This is a genomic window from Bordetella genomosp. 11, assembly GCF_002261215.1.
Taxonomy (GTDB): Bacteria; Pseudomonadota; Gammaproteobacteria; order Burkholderiales; family Burkholderiaceae_B; genus Bordetella_C.
In genome coordinates this window covers 678,899-694,267 of the sequence record NZ_NEVS01000004.1, presented here as the reverse complement: position 1 = coordinate 694,267, position 15,369 = coordinate 678,899, and the positions used below count along the sequence as shown (strand labels likewise).

The 15,369-nt window shown below is 65.1% G+C and carries 13 protein-coding genes; 7 read left to right on the top strand and 6 right to left on the bottom strand.

Annotated elements, in window-relative coordinates; translation table 11 throughout:
* Positions 1–94: 94 nt before the first annotated feature.
* Positions 95–946 (bottom strand): M48 family metallopeptidase, encoded by an 852-nt coding sequence (locus CAL28_RS10885; RefSeq protein ID WP_094841399.1) that lies wholly within the window; start codon positions 944–946, stop codon positions 95–97.
* 50 nt (positions 947–996) lie between these two features.
* Positions 997–2,055, bottom strand: coding sequence for a chorismate synthase (aroC, locus tag CAL28_RS10880; RefSeq protein ID WP_094841398.1), 1,059 nt, complete (start codon positions 2,053–2,055; stop codon positions 997–999).
* A gap of 517 nt (positions 2,056–2,572) precedes the next feature.
* Here aroC and CAL28_RS10875 point away from each other — a divergent pair.
* The 3 genes from CAL28_RS10875 to CAL28_RS10865 all read left to right on the top strand — a co-directional run bounded on the left by CAL28_RS10875 (position 2,573) and on the right by CAL28_RS10865 (position 7,494).
* Positions 2,573–3,856: a GGDEF domain-containing protein gene (locus CAL28_RS10875; RefSeq protein ID WP_141218172.1), complete on the top strand. Its 1,284-nt coding sequence runs from the start codon at positions 2,573–2,575 to the stop codon at positions 3,854–3,856.
* A gap of 187 nt (positions 3,857–4,043) precedes the next feature.
* Complete coding sequence (locus CAL28_RS10870; RefSeq protein ID WP_176463961.1) at positions 4,044–5,981, top strand: bifunctional diguanylate cyclase/phosphodiesterase; 1,938 nt, start codon at positions 4,044–4,046, stop codon at positions 5,979–5,981.
* Between the two features lie 178 nt (positions 5,982–6,159).
* Positions 6,160–7,494 carry a sensor histidine kinase gene (locus CAL28_RS10865; protein ID WP_094841395.1) on the top strand — a complete coding sequence of 445 codons (1,335 nt, stop codon included), beginning with the start codon at positions 6,160–6,162 and terminating at the stop codon, positions 7,492–7,494.
* Here the strand turns inward: CAL28_RS10865 and CAL28_RS10860 are convergent.
* From CAL28_RS10860 to CAL28_RS10850, 3 genes are all read right to left on the bottom strand, one after another.
* Positions 7,491–8,213 carry a response regulator transcription factor gene (locus CAL28_RS10860; RefSeq protein WP_254926088.1) on the bottom strand — a complete coding sequence of 241 codons (723 nt, stop codon included), beginning with the start codon at positions 8,211–8,213 and terminating at the stop codon, positions 7,491–7,493. The genes CAL28_RS10865 and CAL28_RS10860 overlap by 4 nt on opposite strands.
* A gap of 275 nt (positions 8,214–8,488) precedes the next feature.
* Positions 8,489–10,009: a protein adenylyltransferase SelO gene (locus CAL28_RS10855; RefSeq protein ID WP_094841393.1), complete on the bottom strand. Its 1,521-nt coding sequence runs from the start codon at positions 10,007–10,009 to the stop codon at positions 8,489–8,491.
* A gap of 21 nt (positions 10,010–10,030) precedes the next feature.
* Positions 10,031–10,411: a DUF2069 domain-containing protein gene (locus tag CAL28_RS10850; protein WP_094841392.1), complete on the bottom strand. Its 381-nt coding sequence runs from the start codon at positions 10,409–10,411 to the stop codon at positions 10,031–10,033.
* Between the two features lie 17 nt (positions 10,412–10,428).
* Between CAL28_RS10850 and CAL28_RS10845 the strand changes: the two genes are divergently transcribed.
* Entirely contained in the window at positions 10,429–11,739 is a 1,311-nt protein-coding gene (locus CAL28_RS10845) for a YihY family inner membrane protein (protein WP_094841391.1), read from the top strand.
* Between the two features lie 29 nt (positions 11,740–11,768).
* Positions 11,769–12,236: a CBS domain-containing protein gene (locus CAL28_RS10840; RefSeq protein WP_094841390.1), complete on the top strand. Its 468-nt coding sequence runs from the start codon at positions 11,769–11,771 to the stop codon at positions 12,234–12,236.
* A 165-nt stretch (positions 12,237–12,401) separates the two neighbouring features.
* On the opposite strand, the gene dusA is transcribed toward CAL28_RS10840, so the two are convergent.
* Complete coding sequence (gene dusA, locus CAL28_RS10835) at positions 12,402–13,406, bottom strand: tRNA dihydrouridine(20/20a) synthase DusA (protein ID WP_094844552.1); 1,005 nt, start codon at positions 13,404–13,406, stop codon at positions 12,402–12,404.
* A 129-nt stretch (positions 13,407–13,535) separates the two neighbouring features.
* On the opposite strand from dusA, the gene CAL28_RS10830 reads away from it, so the two are divergent.
* A complete protein-coding gene (locus CAL28_RS10830) occupies positions 13,536–14,504 on the top strand; it encodes a homoserine kinase (protein ID WP_094844551.1) in 969 nt (322 codons plus the stop codon).
* A 57-nt stretch (positions 14,505–14,561) separates the two neighbouring features.
* The gene (locus CAL28_RS29990; RefSeq protein ID WP_254926087.1) at positions 14,562–15,365 is read left to right on the top strand and encodes a BPSS1780 family membrane protein; all 804 of its coding nucleotides are present in this window, start codon (positions 14,562–14,564) and stop codon (positions 15,363–15,365) included.
* The last annotated feature ends 4 nt before the right edge of the window (positions 15,366–15,369 follow it).

The window sequence follows — 15,369 nt, the reverse complement described above, 5'->3', positions numbered from 1 at the left end:
CGGATTATGCGCGCCGGCCCAAGCTAGTACAACGGGAGCATTTATACTAGTACATTCAGTACCACGCTGCGTACCACGCCGGTCCCGCCCGGGGTTATTTTCCGGACTTGGCCTGCTGGTACAGGGGCATGACCTGCTGCGCGGCCGCCTGCAGATCGGCGATGCGGGATTCGGCGGACGGGTGGGTGGAAAGGATTTCCGGCTGTTCCTTGCCCTGCGACGCCTGGGCCATCTTGCGCCACAGCGAGACCGCGGCCGCAGGGTCGTAACCCGCCCGCGCCGCCAGCTCCACGCCCATGCGGTCGGCTTCCGCCTCGTGGGTACGGCTGTTGGGCAAGGTGAACATGACGTCGGACAGCTTGCCGCCCAAGTCCGAAACGGCCGTGGAACCCGTCACCACCGAAAGCACGGACAAACCTACGCTGGTGGCCATTTGCTGGGAAACCCGTTCGCGCGCATGCTCGCGCAGCGCATGGGAAATCTCGTGGCCCATGACCGCCGCCAGTTCATCGTCGGTCGGCTGTATCTGGACAAGCAGGCCGGTATAGACCGCTATCTTGCCTCCCGGCATGCACCACGCGTTGATCTCCTGGGTGGAAAGCACGTGGACTTCCCACGCCCAAGACGTGGCATCGGGCCGGAACACCCCCACCTGCGCGATCAGGCGCTGGGCGATCGCGCGAACCCGGGCAACCTGGCGCGGATCGACGTCCAGCAGGTTCTTTGCCTTGGCCTGGGTAAGGATCGTGGCGTATTGCTGGTCGGCTTCCTGCTGCAGATCCTGCGACGAGACCAGGCTGGACATATATTGCGTGCGCTCGACGCCAACCGCGCCGCCCTGCGTGGTGTGCACGCTGGCACAGCCGGCCAATACGGACACGGCGAGCACGCCGGCGCTCAGCACGAAGGCCAGCCCCCGACGCCCATGATTTTTGTGAAGAATCATGTCTGGTCTCCTCGAATACCGATGTCGCGGCTCCGGCCGCCGGGTGTGGGTCAGCCGCACTGCCCCCGGTGCCGCAAGGCATGGTCCATCAAAACCAAGGCCAGCAGCGCCTCGGCGATGGGCGTGGCGCGGATGCCGACGCAGGGGTCGTGCCGCCCCAAGGTCTGGACGGTCGTGGCCTTTCCGGCACGGTCCACGGACCGGCGTTCGACGCGAATACTGGAGGTCGGTTTGATCGCCAGCGACACCGTGATGTCCTGTCCGGTGGAGATGCCGCCCAACACGCCACCGGCGTGATTGCTGAGAAAACCTTCCGGGACGATCTCGTCGCCATGCTCCGAGCCGCGCTGCGTCACACTCTCGAAGCCGGCGCCGATGGAGACGCCTTTTACGGCGTTCAGCCCCATCATGGCGTGGGCGATATCGGCGTCGAGGCGGTCGTACAGCGGCTCCCCCCAACCAGCCGGGGCGTTCTCGGCCACGACCTCAATGCGCGCCCCCACCGAGTCGCCGTCGCGGCGCAACTCGTCCATGAAGGCTTCCAGTTGCGGGACGATGCCGGCGTTGGGTGCATAAAAGGGATTCTCGGGCACCGCGTCCCAGCTTTCGAAGGGAATCGGAATCGGACCCAGCTGGCTCATGTAACCGCGGATGCGCACGCCGTGGGTGGTGGCCAGCCATTTCTTCGCCACCGCGCCGGCGGCTACGGTGGGCGCCGTCAGCCGCGCGGACGAACGGCCGCCGCCGCGCGGATCGCGCACGCCGTATTTGCGGAAGTAGGTATAGTCCGCATGCCCAGGCCGGAACGTATCGACCAGGTTCGCGTAGTCCTTGCTGCGTGCATCGGTGTTGCGTATCAGCAGCCCGATGGGCGTGCCCGTCGTCGCCCCTTCGAAAACGCCCGAGAGGATTTCCACCTGGTCCGCTTCCTGGCGCTGGGTAACGTGGCGGGAAGTGCCCGGGCGCCGGCGATCCAGTTCGGCCTGGATATCCTCCGGCGCGAGCGGCATTCCGGGCGGGCAACCGTCGATCACGCAGCCGACCGCCGGACCGTGCGATTCCCCGAAATTGGTGACAGTGAAAAGTTTGCCTAAAGTATTGCCGGACATAGTCTTCTGGTGGAACGCGGGTGGGCTGAAAGCGGAAAGGCCGGATGTGATTATGACACCCCCGCAATCTGTGCCGGTATCGGAACACTGAAGCGGTTAAAGAGCGATAGAACTTGCACACAACGAGACGTACAGCAACAAATCACCGATGTTCCGCAACGCAACGCGATTCTTCGTTGTTGATGCATCAGGGCCCCGCATCCAAAATGTTAACCCGCTGAAAATCTCGGATGCTTTTTGTATCAGGCGGCTTACCTTGCGCCCTCTAACGTCCCGCATCCATGTCTTTTCGCACGCGTAGCTCCCATAACCGGACAGCTCCATAAGCCGGTGCCGAGTCGTTTCGTTACGCTGCGCTCACCATCCAGGCAGGAGAGAGACCGCATGTACGATCGTTTGCCCGCGCAGCCAGATAGAACATCGCGCACAGCCCTGACCGCAGGCTTGTACCGGCGGGTACGTCGAGCGGAGCCGCGGCCCGTATTGGGCTGAACGTCCCGCCTTGTCCAGCGCGAACATGACGCCTCCCCAAGCCGCGACCGCCAAAGAGTCCGACCTCCCGCAGGACGAGACCTGGCACGCCGTCCCGCCGTCCCCCCGGCGGCGCGGGCTGGCGGTTGCCCTGATCGCGCTGCTGGTTGCGATGGCCCTGCTGGCCTTGGTGACCGGCGCGACGCTGTTCGCGCAGTCGCGAGCGGTGTCCCAGCCGGCGGGGGCCGATATCGGACTGTACAGCTACCGGTTGGTTTCACAAATGAACCGCCTCATCGCCGACGCACAGAATACCGTGCGTGGCGGCGACTCCCGCGCCTTCGTCCAGAACCTGCAGGCATTGTCCACCTTCGTCGATCCCGGCACGGCGGAAAGCGCGCCGGGGGTTGCCCTGGTCCGCTCGCTGCCGGCGGCCCGGGTCGACGTACAGATGCTGGACGACCGCTTGAGGACCTGGCGCGAGGCCGCGGAAACGGGCAATGCCGCACGCATACAGGCGGCGGCGCGGGACCTGGCCGATCACGCCGAAGAAGCCCGCCAACTGGCGGACCGCCTGGGCGGCGCCGTGCACCAGGCGCAACGCGGCGATACCAGCCAGCACAATACGGCCGTCGCGGACGGTTTCAGGCGACTGCAGTGGGCCTTCGTCGGCCTGCTGGCCTGCAGCGGGATCCTGGCGATATGGCTGCTCGTATTGAATCGCCATGCGCGCCACTTCAACCAGCGCATGGCGCAGGCCAATGCCCGCCTGGAGTCGGCCGTCGCCCATCGCACGCGCCAGCTGGTCTGGCTGGCGAATACAGACCCATTGACCGGGTTGAAGAACCGCCGCGCCTTCATGGAGACCGCGGAGGCGCAGATATTGCAATGCCGGCGCTACCCCCACCCGCTGGCGGCCTTGCTGATCGATATCGATCACTTCAAATCGATCAACGACCGCTACGGCCATCACGTCGGGGATCAGGCGATCCGCCGCGTGACGGACACCATCACCAATACCCTGCGCGACAGCGACATCATCGGCCGCTTCGGCGGTGAGGAATTCGCCGTCCTGATGCCCCACACCGACCTGCCGGCCGCGCTGGTGGCGGCGGAACGGCTGCGCCAGGCCGTGGCGGGCATGAAGATAGGCCTGCTGGAAGGTGGCCCGCTCAGCATGACGATCTCGCTGGGCCTGGCGATGCACGAACCCGGGGTATCGCTGGATACGCTGCTGATGCGCGCCGACATGGCGCTGTACCGGGCAAAGAGCGGCAGCCGCAACCGCGTCGAAATCTACGGCCGCGAACGCGAAGAAATCGCCCAATAAGGGCGCCGTCGGGACGGCCGACCCCCTTTCTTGCGCACAGAATGCATCGGTCCGCCGCACCGCGGCGGACGTGCGCGCCAGCAAGTCGCCAAAACGCCATACACTATGCGCGCCTATTCCGGGCACGCGGTACGGTGGCCGGTCCAGGCCTGCCCCTCGAACGATGGAACAAGCAGCCGCCCCGCCTATGTCCCTATTGCGCCAATTGCTCGCCAGCGTCGCCGTGGTCACGGTTCTGCTCCTGGTCGGGTCGCAGATGTTGAACATCCAGACGGCCCGTCGCTACCTTGGCGAAGAGCTGCGGGCCCGTGAAGAAACCGCGGCGGCCACGCTGGCCATGGCCTATGCGCGCGATCCTGCCCCTGACCAGGCCGCCTGGCGCGCGCTGGCAGCGGATGTTTTCTCCAGCGGCGGCTACCGGCGGATCGACGTACAGGGCGGGCTGGATATCAGCTATCGCAAGCAAGGCGGGAACGCGGCGGCGCCCGACTGGTTCGTTTCGCTTTTCGCCCCGCCATCTCACGTGGCGACACGGACATTCCAGGGCGCCCATGGCGTGCAAGGCACCGTCACGGTCGTCGCCGACGATAGCGCGGCCCTGCACGCGCTGTGGCGGCATTCCCTCGACCTGGCCGTGCTGGTGCTCTGCGTGGGACTGGGCTGGCTGCTTTATATCGGCGGGCTCGTACGGTGGTTGCGGAAACGGCTGCTGCAGGGCATCAGCGCCCAGGTGCGCGCGCTGGCGGACGGCAATACGGAACCGCCTGCCGCGCTGCCGGCATGGCGCGAAGTCGCGGACGTCGCCGATGCCCTGGCCGAAGCGCGCGAACGGCTACGCATGACCGCCGAAGAGGCCAACGCCCGCATCGAGTCCCTGCAGCTGGAGCTGAACCTGGACGCGGTCACGCGGCTGCCCAACCGCAAGTACTTTTTCAACGAGCTGCGACGCGCGTTGAACAGCGGAGCACCGCAATCGCAAGGGGAATCCGGCCATGTCCTGATGTTCCGCCAGCGCGATCTGGCCGCCATCAACCGCCATATGCCGCGCGACTTCACGGACCAATGGCTGCGTTCCGTCGCCTTGCGGCTGGACCAGAAGCTGGGGCGCCGCCATATTCCGCCGTTCCTGCTGGCGCGGCTGAACGGCTCGGACTTCGCCCTGCTGCTGCATGGCGTACCGGCGGCGCAGGCCGAGGTCCTGGCCGAACAGCTACGGCAGGAACTGCGCGCCCTCCGTGTTTCCCTGGGCGAGAACCAATGGTGCCGGTGGGCGCTGGCGGTAGCGCCCTATTCGCGCGGCAACCATGCCAGCGAACTGCTGGCCCTGGTCGATCATGCGCTGATGCGGGCGGAAAGCGCCGACACCGACGTCCCTGTACGCGCCGAAGCGCCTGGCGCATCGGAAGCGGCCGGCGAGCTGCAATGGCGCGACACGCTGGTCATGGCGCTGGAACAGCATCGCTTTTCGCTGGCCACCCGCGCGTTGCAGGGCCCGGACGGCGAAACGCTGCGTGCGGAAGCCACACTGATGCTGCACGATACCGACGCGCAAACGCCCACGCCGGCGCATGTTTTCATGCCGGCCGCGATTCGCCTGGGCATGTCGTCAGAGTGCGACATCCAGGCGGTCCGGCTTGCCCTGGACTGGCTGGTCTCGCATAGTGGCACGCTGGCCATCACCGTAGCCTTGCCCTCGCTCGGACAATCGAACTTTCTGTGCCGCCTGGGACAAATGCTGCGCGACCGGCCCGCGCAGGCCGCCCGCCTGGTGTTCGAAATCGAAGCCCGCGGCCTGGTGGAGAACTTCGTCAACGTGCGGGGCCTGTGCGAGGTGGCGTGCGACGCCGGTGCGCGAGTCGGCGTGCGCCAACTGGCCGATGACTTCGGCGCCATGACCCGCCTGCACGAGCTGCCCATCGCATATGTCAAACTGGGAGAGGCCTTCGTCGATGCCCTGGCGCGCAGCCCTGGCAGTCAGCACCTGGCGGCTTCCGTGCGCGAAACCGCCCAGGGACTGGGCGTCGAAGTCTATGCGGACGGCCCCACCGATGCGCAGACCGCGGCGTTTCTGGAGCGCGTCGGCATCGCGGCAGTGGGCTATTCCGACGAAGCGCTGGTCGCCTGAGCCCGCAACGCCCGATCGTCGACTGTGGCGGTATCGCACCTTCGCGGTGCGGATATCGCCCCTTTACGGCGCGCTTCAATGGGCATGCCGCTATACTTCCGCGCAACGTATCGCCGGGGCACCCTCACGTTCCCACGCCACGCCATGCGCGCGGCGCATCGGCTCAACTGCTGTCTGAATGAATCCCGATCTCTGGTATCCGATCGCCACTGGCGCGCTATTGAACTCCTACAAGGCCAGCCTGGCCGGCCTGGGCGCTGCCGTCCTTGTCGTTATCGTGCTTGCCGCGGCGTGGCGGCGGACCGGCTTCCCCATCCTTGCGGCGCTATTGCTGCTGTTGTCGCAGGGGGCCCGGCCCATGCTGCTGTCGGGTGGGCTCGCGCCCTGGGTACCGAGCAACGCGCAGGCCGGCGTATCGGCAGCGTGCCTGGGATTGGGCGCCAGCGCGGTGCTCTGGATGGCCGCAAGCGCCCTGCGCCGGCGCCGCGCGGCGATTTGGGCAGGAATCTTTCGCCTGATGGCATGGGTCGCCGCCATCGTATCCTGCGGTATCGCTGCGGCGGGCAACACACTGGCGTCGCGTGCCGGCCTGGATGCGGCCAGCCTGCCGCCGGCACTGGCCGCCCTCGCCGTCCTGTCCGGCGCCATCGCTTTCATGGTCCTGCTGGTACTGGCCGCCACGCCGGGCCGGCGCCTATCCCTGGGAAATACCGGGCCGGCGCAGGCGAATCGTGCCGCCGCTCGCGGCCAGGCCGGGGCCACGCCCGCCGCGCTGGCTTCCGGCCAACGGGAAATCGAGGCCCGTCTGTCCATGCTGAACGAGGTGCTGGAACGGCAGCGCCAGATGAACGCGCTGCTTTCTCATGAAATGCGTTCGCCGGTGGCGACCATCAGCGCGGCGGTTCAATCACTCGAAATGGTGCTGGAAGGCAGCGGGGAAGAAATCGACAGCCGTCTGCAGCGCATTGGCCGGGCGGTGGGAAAGATCAGCGAGCTGATGGACCAGTTGCTCGTCCAGGAGAGCGCCTACGACGAAGCCGTGGCCCCCCGCCACGAAGTGGTGGACCTGGCCCGCCTGGCCGCCGATGTCGTGGCATCGATCCAAACCGACGTGGCGCACCGGCTGCAGCTGGAAGCGCCGACGCCGGCACCGGCCTGGTGCGACGGCCCCCTTACCGGGGTGGTACTGCGCAATCTGATCCATAACGCCGTCAAGTACTCGCCGGCGGACCAACCGATCAGGATCCAGGTGGGGACATTGACGGCGCCTGGGGAAAGGACGGCATGGATCACGGTCGCCGACCGTGGACCCGGTATCGAAAAGGAAGACCAGGCGCGGATTTTCGACCCGCATTTCCGCCGCGCCGCGCACCGCGAAACCAAGGGACTGGGCCTGGGACTTTTCCTGGTCCGCAAAATCTGCGAACGCCAGGGTGGCACGCTGACGGTCGATAGCGAACCCGGGAACGGCGCGCGTTTCACCATCGCGCTGCCGGTCAGCAAAGTACGCTAGGCCGCGAACACGTAGCCCTGGCCGCGTACCGACAGCACGGGCAGTTTCATGCCGCTGGACTGAGCCTTTGCACGCAGCCGGCTGACCAGCACGTCGATGCGCCGGAGTTCGAACTCACTCGGATTGGCCGGGCTGAACAGCTCCGAGAGCGCCTGGCGGCTGACCACATTGCCGCTCGCGTCGATCAAGGCGTTCAGGAAGACGCGTTCCTGCGCGCTCAGGTGCAGGCTGCCGCCGTCGGGGGAAACCAGAATCCAGCCGCCGTCCTGCAAGCTCCAGTTCTGGGCGCCGCGGTCGGCCACCGCCTGGGGAGCGGGACTGCGCGACAACCGCATCCGGCGCGCAAGGCTGCGGATGACCGAACTCAATTCGAGCAGGTCGACCGGCTTGGTGATGTAGATGTCGGCACCGCCTTCCAGGCCGCGCACGCGGTCTTCCAGCGCCCCCCGTCCGGTCAGCATGACAATGCCCACGGCATGCAAAGCGCGCAGTCGCGTCGCTACCGAGAAGCCGTCCTCCGCCCCTTGCACGTTGGCGTCCAGGATAACCACGTCGCAGGGCTGGCTTTCCATATGACGATAGAATTCCGGAGCGCTGGCGCACGCGAAGTTGACCCGGAAGCCGTAGCCGCCCAGGCCCAGCTTGAGCTCTTCTCGAAAGTCCGCATCATCTTCTAACAGACCGATACATAACACGCCGTCTGCTGCTTGCGTTTGCACGATATATCCCCGGAAATCGGCCCTGGACCCTCAAGCCCAGTGGGCCTGACCGCTGCGTAAGGAATGACATTGGTTCGCAGCGGCGCAATTCTAGCATTGGTAACAATGCGAAAGCGGCGCCAAAATACGGTAAATATGAGGGTTCCTCTCCCATATTTGCCATACTTTCCCACCGGGGGAGAATGCACCAAATTTCCACACATTGCAACAATCGATACATTGCTCTTGCCAAGCGGACCAGATTCGGCAATTTTCCGTCGCGCCAATGCCGCGTTTCAGGATGAGCAACTGACTTCCAGATCGCTGGCCCAGTCCGGCGGCAGGCCGGCGTAGCGGGCAAATTCCGGCTGTTCGGTATAAGGATCCCGCAGTACGCGCAGCAGCTCCTCGATGATGCTGGCATCGCCCTGGGCCGCCGCGCGTATCGCGAGTTCCGCGAGATGATTGCGCAGGACATATAGCGGATTGACCCGGTCCATCGCGTCCGCGCGCGATCCGGCATCGCGCGGCTCGGCTTCATGGCGCTGCTGAAGGCGGCCCAGCCACTCCCGGGCAGCCTCCCTGTCGATGAACAGGTCTAGAAAAGGCTGGAAGTCACCTCGCACGGCGCCGGACAGGCGGCGGAAGGCCAAGGTGAAATCCGCGCGCTGCTCGTGCATGAGCTTGAGCAGGTCATCGAGCAGGCCTTCGTCGTCCGGGCGCCAGGCCTCCAGGCCGAGTTTGGCCGCCATGCGATCATGAAACGCCTGGGTAAAAGCGCCTTCATATCGGTCCAGGACGGCCTTCACGACATCCGCGTCCTGGATCACACTGTTCAGGCTACCGGCCAGGCGATAAAGGTTCCACAGGGCGACCGAAGGCTGCCGGTTCCAGGCATAGCGCCCTTCGGTATCCGAATGGTTGCATACATGGTCCAGGCGAAAACCGTCCATAAACCCGTAGGGACCGTAGTCCAGGGTCAGGCCCAATATGGACATATTGTCCGTGTTCATGACGCCGTGGCAGAAGCCCACGGATTGCCAGTCGGCCATCAGCCTGGCCGTGCGCCCGACGACCGCGTCCAGCAGACGCACCAGGGGCGCCTGCGGGCCCTCTTCCGCGCCCGGCACAGGGTGCCGGCATTCCGGATAGAAGCGATCGATGACGTAGTCCGCCAGCGTTTGCACCATCGCCGGTTCGCGGCGCGCGGCCCAATGCTCGAAGGACCCGAAACGCACGAAACTGGGCGACATGCGAGTCACGATCGCCGCGGTTTCCACGGTTTCGCGCATGACTCGATCGTCGGACACGATGAGGGCCAGCGCGCGCGTCGTCGGAATGCGCAGGCCGTTCATGGCCTCGCTGGCGAGATATTCGCGGACGGACGAACGCAGCACCGCGCGCCCGTCGCCCATTCGGGAATACGGGGTCATCCCGGCGCCTTTCAACTGCAACTCCCAATTACCGCCGGGGCCTTCGACCTCGCCCAGCAGATGCGCGCGGCCATCGCCCAGCTGGCCCGCCCAAATACCGAACTGGTGCCCGCTATAGACCGCCGCCAGCGTATCGCCGCCGGGTAATGGCGCCCGGCCGGAGAATACGTCCAGGAACGCCTCTGTGCGCAGGACTTCAGGGGCAAGGCCGATCAGCCCGGCAGCCTGCTCGTTGGCATGCAGCAGGCGCGGCGCGTTCAAGCCCTGTGGCGCCAGGCGCGTATAGAAGGCCGGGGGCAACGCGGCGAAGGAATTGCTGATCGGCAATTCGGCCAAGGAGGCGGCGCGTGGCGCGCGCGGGGAAGCTCCGGAGACAGCTGACATGATTCCTACCGTAATGGGTGTTCAGGTTGCGGACGACCGGCGGCGGCGAGCGGCTTGTTTGGCGGGCCGCACATAAAGAATCGCGCAGGCGAAAAACGTCAGGGCCAACGCAAGTTCCACGCCGGCCAGCATCGCCGAAAGCGGAAGGGTATCCGACAGCGCCCGCACCGCCCCTTCCATGACATACAGCAGGATCAGCATGGAGGCCCACTGGTAGGTATATAGATTCCCGCGCAATATGCCTCTGAGCGGAAACGCCAGCGGCAATGCCTTCAGGAAGAGCCAGGAGCCCCCTGGCCGCACCGGCGCCAGCACGGTTTCCCACAATACGCACAGCAGCGTCAGGCACAGCAGCGTCGCGACGCAAGTCAGGCGAAGGTTACGGTTGAGTTCAATATCCATACTGCTATTATCGCCGCATGAAACCGCCCGTCGATACGGCCGCCGCGGACTCGGCGCCCGAATCCCAGAACCACCGCGCCTCATGGGCAAGCCGGGTGGTGAAGGTCTTGCGCTTTGCCTCGCAACGCGCGGGTGAGGAGCAGCTGCTGCAGGTGGCCTCCAGCCTGACGTTTACCACCGTGCTGGCAATCGTTCCCATGCTGGCCGTGGTGCTTTCGCTGTTCACGGCCTTTCCGGTGTTCCAGGAATTCCGCATCGCGCTGGAGGACTTCCTCACGCACAGCCTGATGCCGCCGGCGGTGTCGGACAACATCATGAATTACCTGAACCAGTTCGCGCGCCAGGCCAGCCGCCTGACGGCGATAGGCGGCGGCCTGCTGCTGGTGACGTCGATCCTGCTGATCATGACGATCGACAAGACCTTCAACGACATTTGGCACGTTACGCGGCAACGGCCGCTGTCGCAGCGGGCGCTGATGTACTGGGCGGTCCTGACACTGGGGCCGGTCGTCGCCGGCGCCAGCCTATGGGGCACGTCCTTCCTGGCGCGGGAATCCCTGGGGCTGGTGCGCGAAGTCCCCGACATCATCGGCCTGGCGGTGTCCTTCCTGCCCCTTTTGCTGACCGGCCTGGGCTTCGCGGCACTGTTCATCGTGGTGCCGAACCGCCATGTCTTCTGGATGGACGCGCTGGCCGGCGGCTTCGGCACCGCCATCGTGCTGGAGCTGATGAAGGCGGCGTTCGCCTATTACCTGACGCGATTCCCGACCTATACCGTCATTTACGGCACCTTCGCCACGTTGCCGATCTTCCTGCTATGGATCTATCTATCCTGGCTGGCCGTCCTGTTCGGCGCTACCGTCGCGGCCAGCCTGCCCATGATCCGGGTCGGCCGCTGGGACATCAACCGCGAAACCGGGGCCGCCTTCGTGGACGCCGTGGAGGTACTGCGCTGCCTGTACCGCAATATGGGCAGCAATCCGCCCGGCCGCAGCGCCAGCCACCTTGCTGTCGACCTGCATCTTCATCACGACGAACTGAATGCGGTGCTCGAAGCCCTGTCCGACCTGGGCATGGTGGTGCGTACCCAGGAACAGCGCTGGATCCTTGCCTGCGATCCCCGCCGCGCGGCGCTGCCCCCTCTTTTCGACCGTTTCCTCCTGGATCGGAACCAGCGGCGATTGCGGGAAGCGCCTGAAATCCTGCGGGTCGCCCGTGCCATTCTCACCACCGAAGTCGCGCCAACGCTGGAAGATCTCATGCAGGAAGCGCAAAATACCGGCAATGGCTCGGCTGACATCCTGAAGATCGAAGCCGTCAAAAAATAAGACTGGGCGTGCGCCCATGGAGGATCATCATGTTGAAGGTCAGCGAAATTCTTCGGGTCAAGGGCGACACGCTCTATACGGCCACGCCGGACACCCCCGTCATCAAGGCGGTGGAAACCATGGGCATACAGGACATCGGCTCACTCGTCATCATGGAATCGAGCATGTTGGTCGGCATGCTGACGTTCCGTGAAATCATCCAGCACCTGAGCCGCAACAATGGCACGCTGGGCAACACAACGATCCGCGCCATCATGGACGACGCGCCGGTCAGCGTGACGCCCAATACCAGCGCGGAAGAAGTGCAGCGCCTGATGCTGGAAAAGCATGCGCGCTATATCCCGGTGATGGACGGCAAAGTGCTGATGGGCGTGATCTCGTTCTACGATATGGCGCAGGCCATTGTGAACGCCCAGCGTTTTGAAAACAACATGTTGAAGGCGTACATCCGCGACTGGCCGATGGACGAGGAAGGCGCCTCCTCCAAGGAAATGTAAGTACAGGCGGGGGCGCGGGGACACCCCTGGCCCCGGTCGATACGGGCCAGGTGCCCTGCAGGCGCCTGCCACTGTCTGTATCGAGCTGTGAAACGGATGGCGGAATTTTCCGGCGCCTTTCAACGCCTTCCCGCCCTTTGCCGCGCCTTCCGGCGCCAACAGGGCCTAGTCCAGCTCCACGGCTTCAGCGTGTCGAGCGGCAGGATGGTGCACGCTGCGCCACGCTTCGTAGATCAGCCCTGGGTCGTCGGACTTCAAGGCCGCCGCATCCGATAGCATGCGGCGCCACCGGCGGGCGCCTGCCTGCCCGTTGACCAGGCCAAGCAAGGGGCGCACGATGACTCGCAGCGGCACGCCGCGGGCGACCGCCCGGGTGGCATAGTCCATCATTGCATCGACCACCTGCGCATCGCCCGGCAGGCGCGTGGAGGGCCAGAAGCGCAGCGACAGTTCAGAAAGAACCCGCGGCGTGTGCCAGGCCGCGCGTCCCAGCATCACGCCGTCGAATTGCCGCGCGGCCTGCTCGGCGGCTCCGGCATCGCCCAGTCCGCCATTCAGCACCACCACGCAATCGGGAAAGTCACGTTTCAGCATGGCGGCCGCGTCATAGCGCAAAGGCGGGATTTCGCGATTGTCCTTCGGTGACAGGCCCTTCAATACGGCATTGCGCGCGTGCACGATGAAGACACGGCAGCCGGCGTCATAAAGCTTGCCCACGAAATCGCGAACGAATGCATATGACTCGTCGTAGTCCAGCCCCAGCCGATGCTTGACCGTGACCGGGACGTCGACCGCATCCCGCATTGCCTTGACGCAATCGGCCACGAGGTCCGGCTCGGCCATCAGGCATGCCCCGAACGCGCCACGCTGCACCCGTTCGGAAGGACAGCCGCAGTTCAGGTTGATTTCATCGTAGCCCCAACGCTCGCCCAGGCGGGCCGCTTGCGCCAGCGCATCCGGCTCGCTTCCGCCCAGTTGCAGGGCCACGGGGTGCTCCACCGTATCGAAATCCAGATGGCGCGCAACGTCGCCGTGCAGCAATGCCCCCGTGGTGATCATCTCGGTGTACAGCCGTGCGTGCGGCGCCAGCAGCCGATGGAAGAAACGGCAATGGCGATCGGTAACATCGATCATGGGCGCGACGCACAGGCGCCAATCGGAGGGAAGCACGGCCAGGGAACCAAGTGGAGGAATAGCGGCCATTTTAGCCGCTCTGCCGGGCAGAGGCCCGGGGTAGTCTAAAATTGCGCCGCCGCCCGGCGCGGACGCCCGATGCCCGACAACCTTTGCCGTATCCACATGGCCGTATTCACAACCGTCACCGACGACGATGCCCGCACCCTGCTGACGCAGTTCGACCTGGGTGAACTCGTATCCCTCCAGGGCATCACGGCCGGCATCGAAAACACGAATTATTTCCTGACCACCACGGCCGGCGAGTATGTGTTGACGGTATTCGAAGTGCTGACGCGGGAACAGTTGCCGTTCTATATCGAGCTGATGCACCAGTTGGCCGAACGCGGCGTGCCCGTACCCCAGCCGCAGACGCGTCGCGACGGCGCCCGCATCGTGGACATGCATGGCAAGCCCTGCGCCATCGTCACGCGACTGCCCGGCGGCTACGAACCGGCACCGGGTCCCCTGCACTGCGCGCTGACGGGCCGCACGCTGGCGCGCGCCCACATCGCCGCGCGCGACCTGCCGCTGCGCCAGCCCAACCTGCGCGGCCTGCCCTGGTGGCGCGAAACCGCGCCCAAGGTACGTCCCTTTCTCGACGCCGCGCAGCAGGACCTGCTGCAGAAAACCCTGGACGAGCAGATCGCGGCGGCGGCCAACCCGGCGTGGCAGGCATTGCCCAGCGGGCCGGCGCATTGCGATCTGTTCCGGGACAACGTGCTGTTCGCCGGTACCTTCGAAAGCCCCCTCATGGGAGGGTTCATCGACTTCTATTTTGCGGGCTGCGACACCTGGCTTTTCGACGTTGCGGTCAGCATCAACGACTGGTGCATCGTGCGCGAAACCGGCCAGATTGTCCCGGAACTGGCCCAAAGCTGGTTACAGGCCTATGCCGCGGAACGTCCCTTCACCGACGAGGAAAGGCAGGCATGGCCAGCCATGCTGCGGGCCGCCGCCTTGCGCTTTTGGCTGTCCCGCCTGTATGACTTTTACCTGCCCAGGCCTGCCCAGACATTGAAGCCGCACGATCCGCGGCATTTCGAGCGAGTGTTGCTCTCGCGCCACCGCGATGCGCCGCCGACCTTGCCCTGAAGCGACCTGGCTCCATAATTCAACATGATCCCCCCTCTGGCAGCATAGCGAACTGACATGCAAGCAGCATCCTTACCTGCAACGGCCGGCTGGCAATGGGCGCGAGACGGGTTCCGGCTGTTCATGCGTCAACCGCTGGCGCTATTCACCTGGTCCCTCGTCATCAGCCTGTTGCTGCTGTTCGCGATGTTCACGGTACCCATCGGGCCGCTCTTCTACACCACGCTGATGCCCTGCATCACCCTGATGACGCTGTCGGCCTGCAAGCACATCGAAGCCGACCGCACCATGCTGCCATCCATGTGGCTCAAGCCGCTGCAGAAGCCTGGGGTGCTCAAGAAGCTGCTTATCCTGGGCGGCCTGTACGCGGGCCTTTGCATGGTGGCCGGACTGATCGCCTTCGTGCCGTTTTCCAGCGAACTGGTGGAAGGCATACGGGCCGCGTCCGTCACGAACGATTACGTCCCCTTCTTCGAGACCCTGCACACCGCCCTGCTACTGTTCGGTGCGCTCTATGTCATCATCGGCGCCCTGTTCTGGCATGCCCCTGTGCTGGTTGCCTGGCACAACATCAAGCTGCCACAGGCCCTGTTTTTTTCCGGTATCGCCTGCTGGCGCAACAAGTGGGCGTTCCTGGTCTATGGCCTGACGTGGGCGGCGGTCTTCCTGGGCATCGATTTCTGCGCCAGCATGCTGGTCTCGCTGGATGTTTCCCAGACGCTGGTCAATACGGTGCAGGTGCCCGTGAACATTGCCGCGTTCGGCATTCTGTACAGCAGTTTCTACCCGGCCTATACCTCCGTTTTCGAAATCAACAACGCCAGCTTCCAGCTCGACGACGGACACGGCACGCAGGCATAGGGCC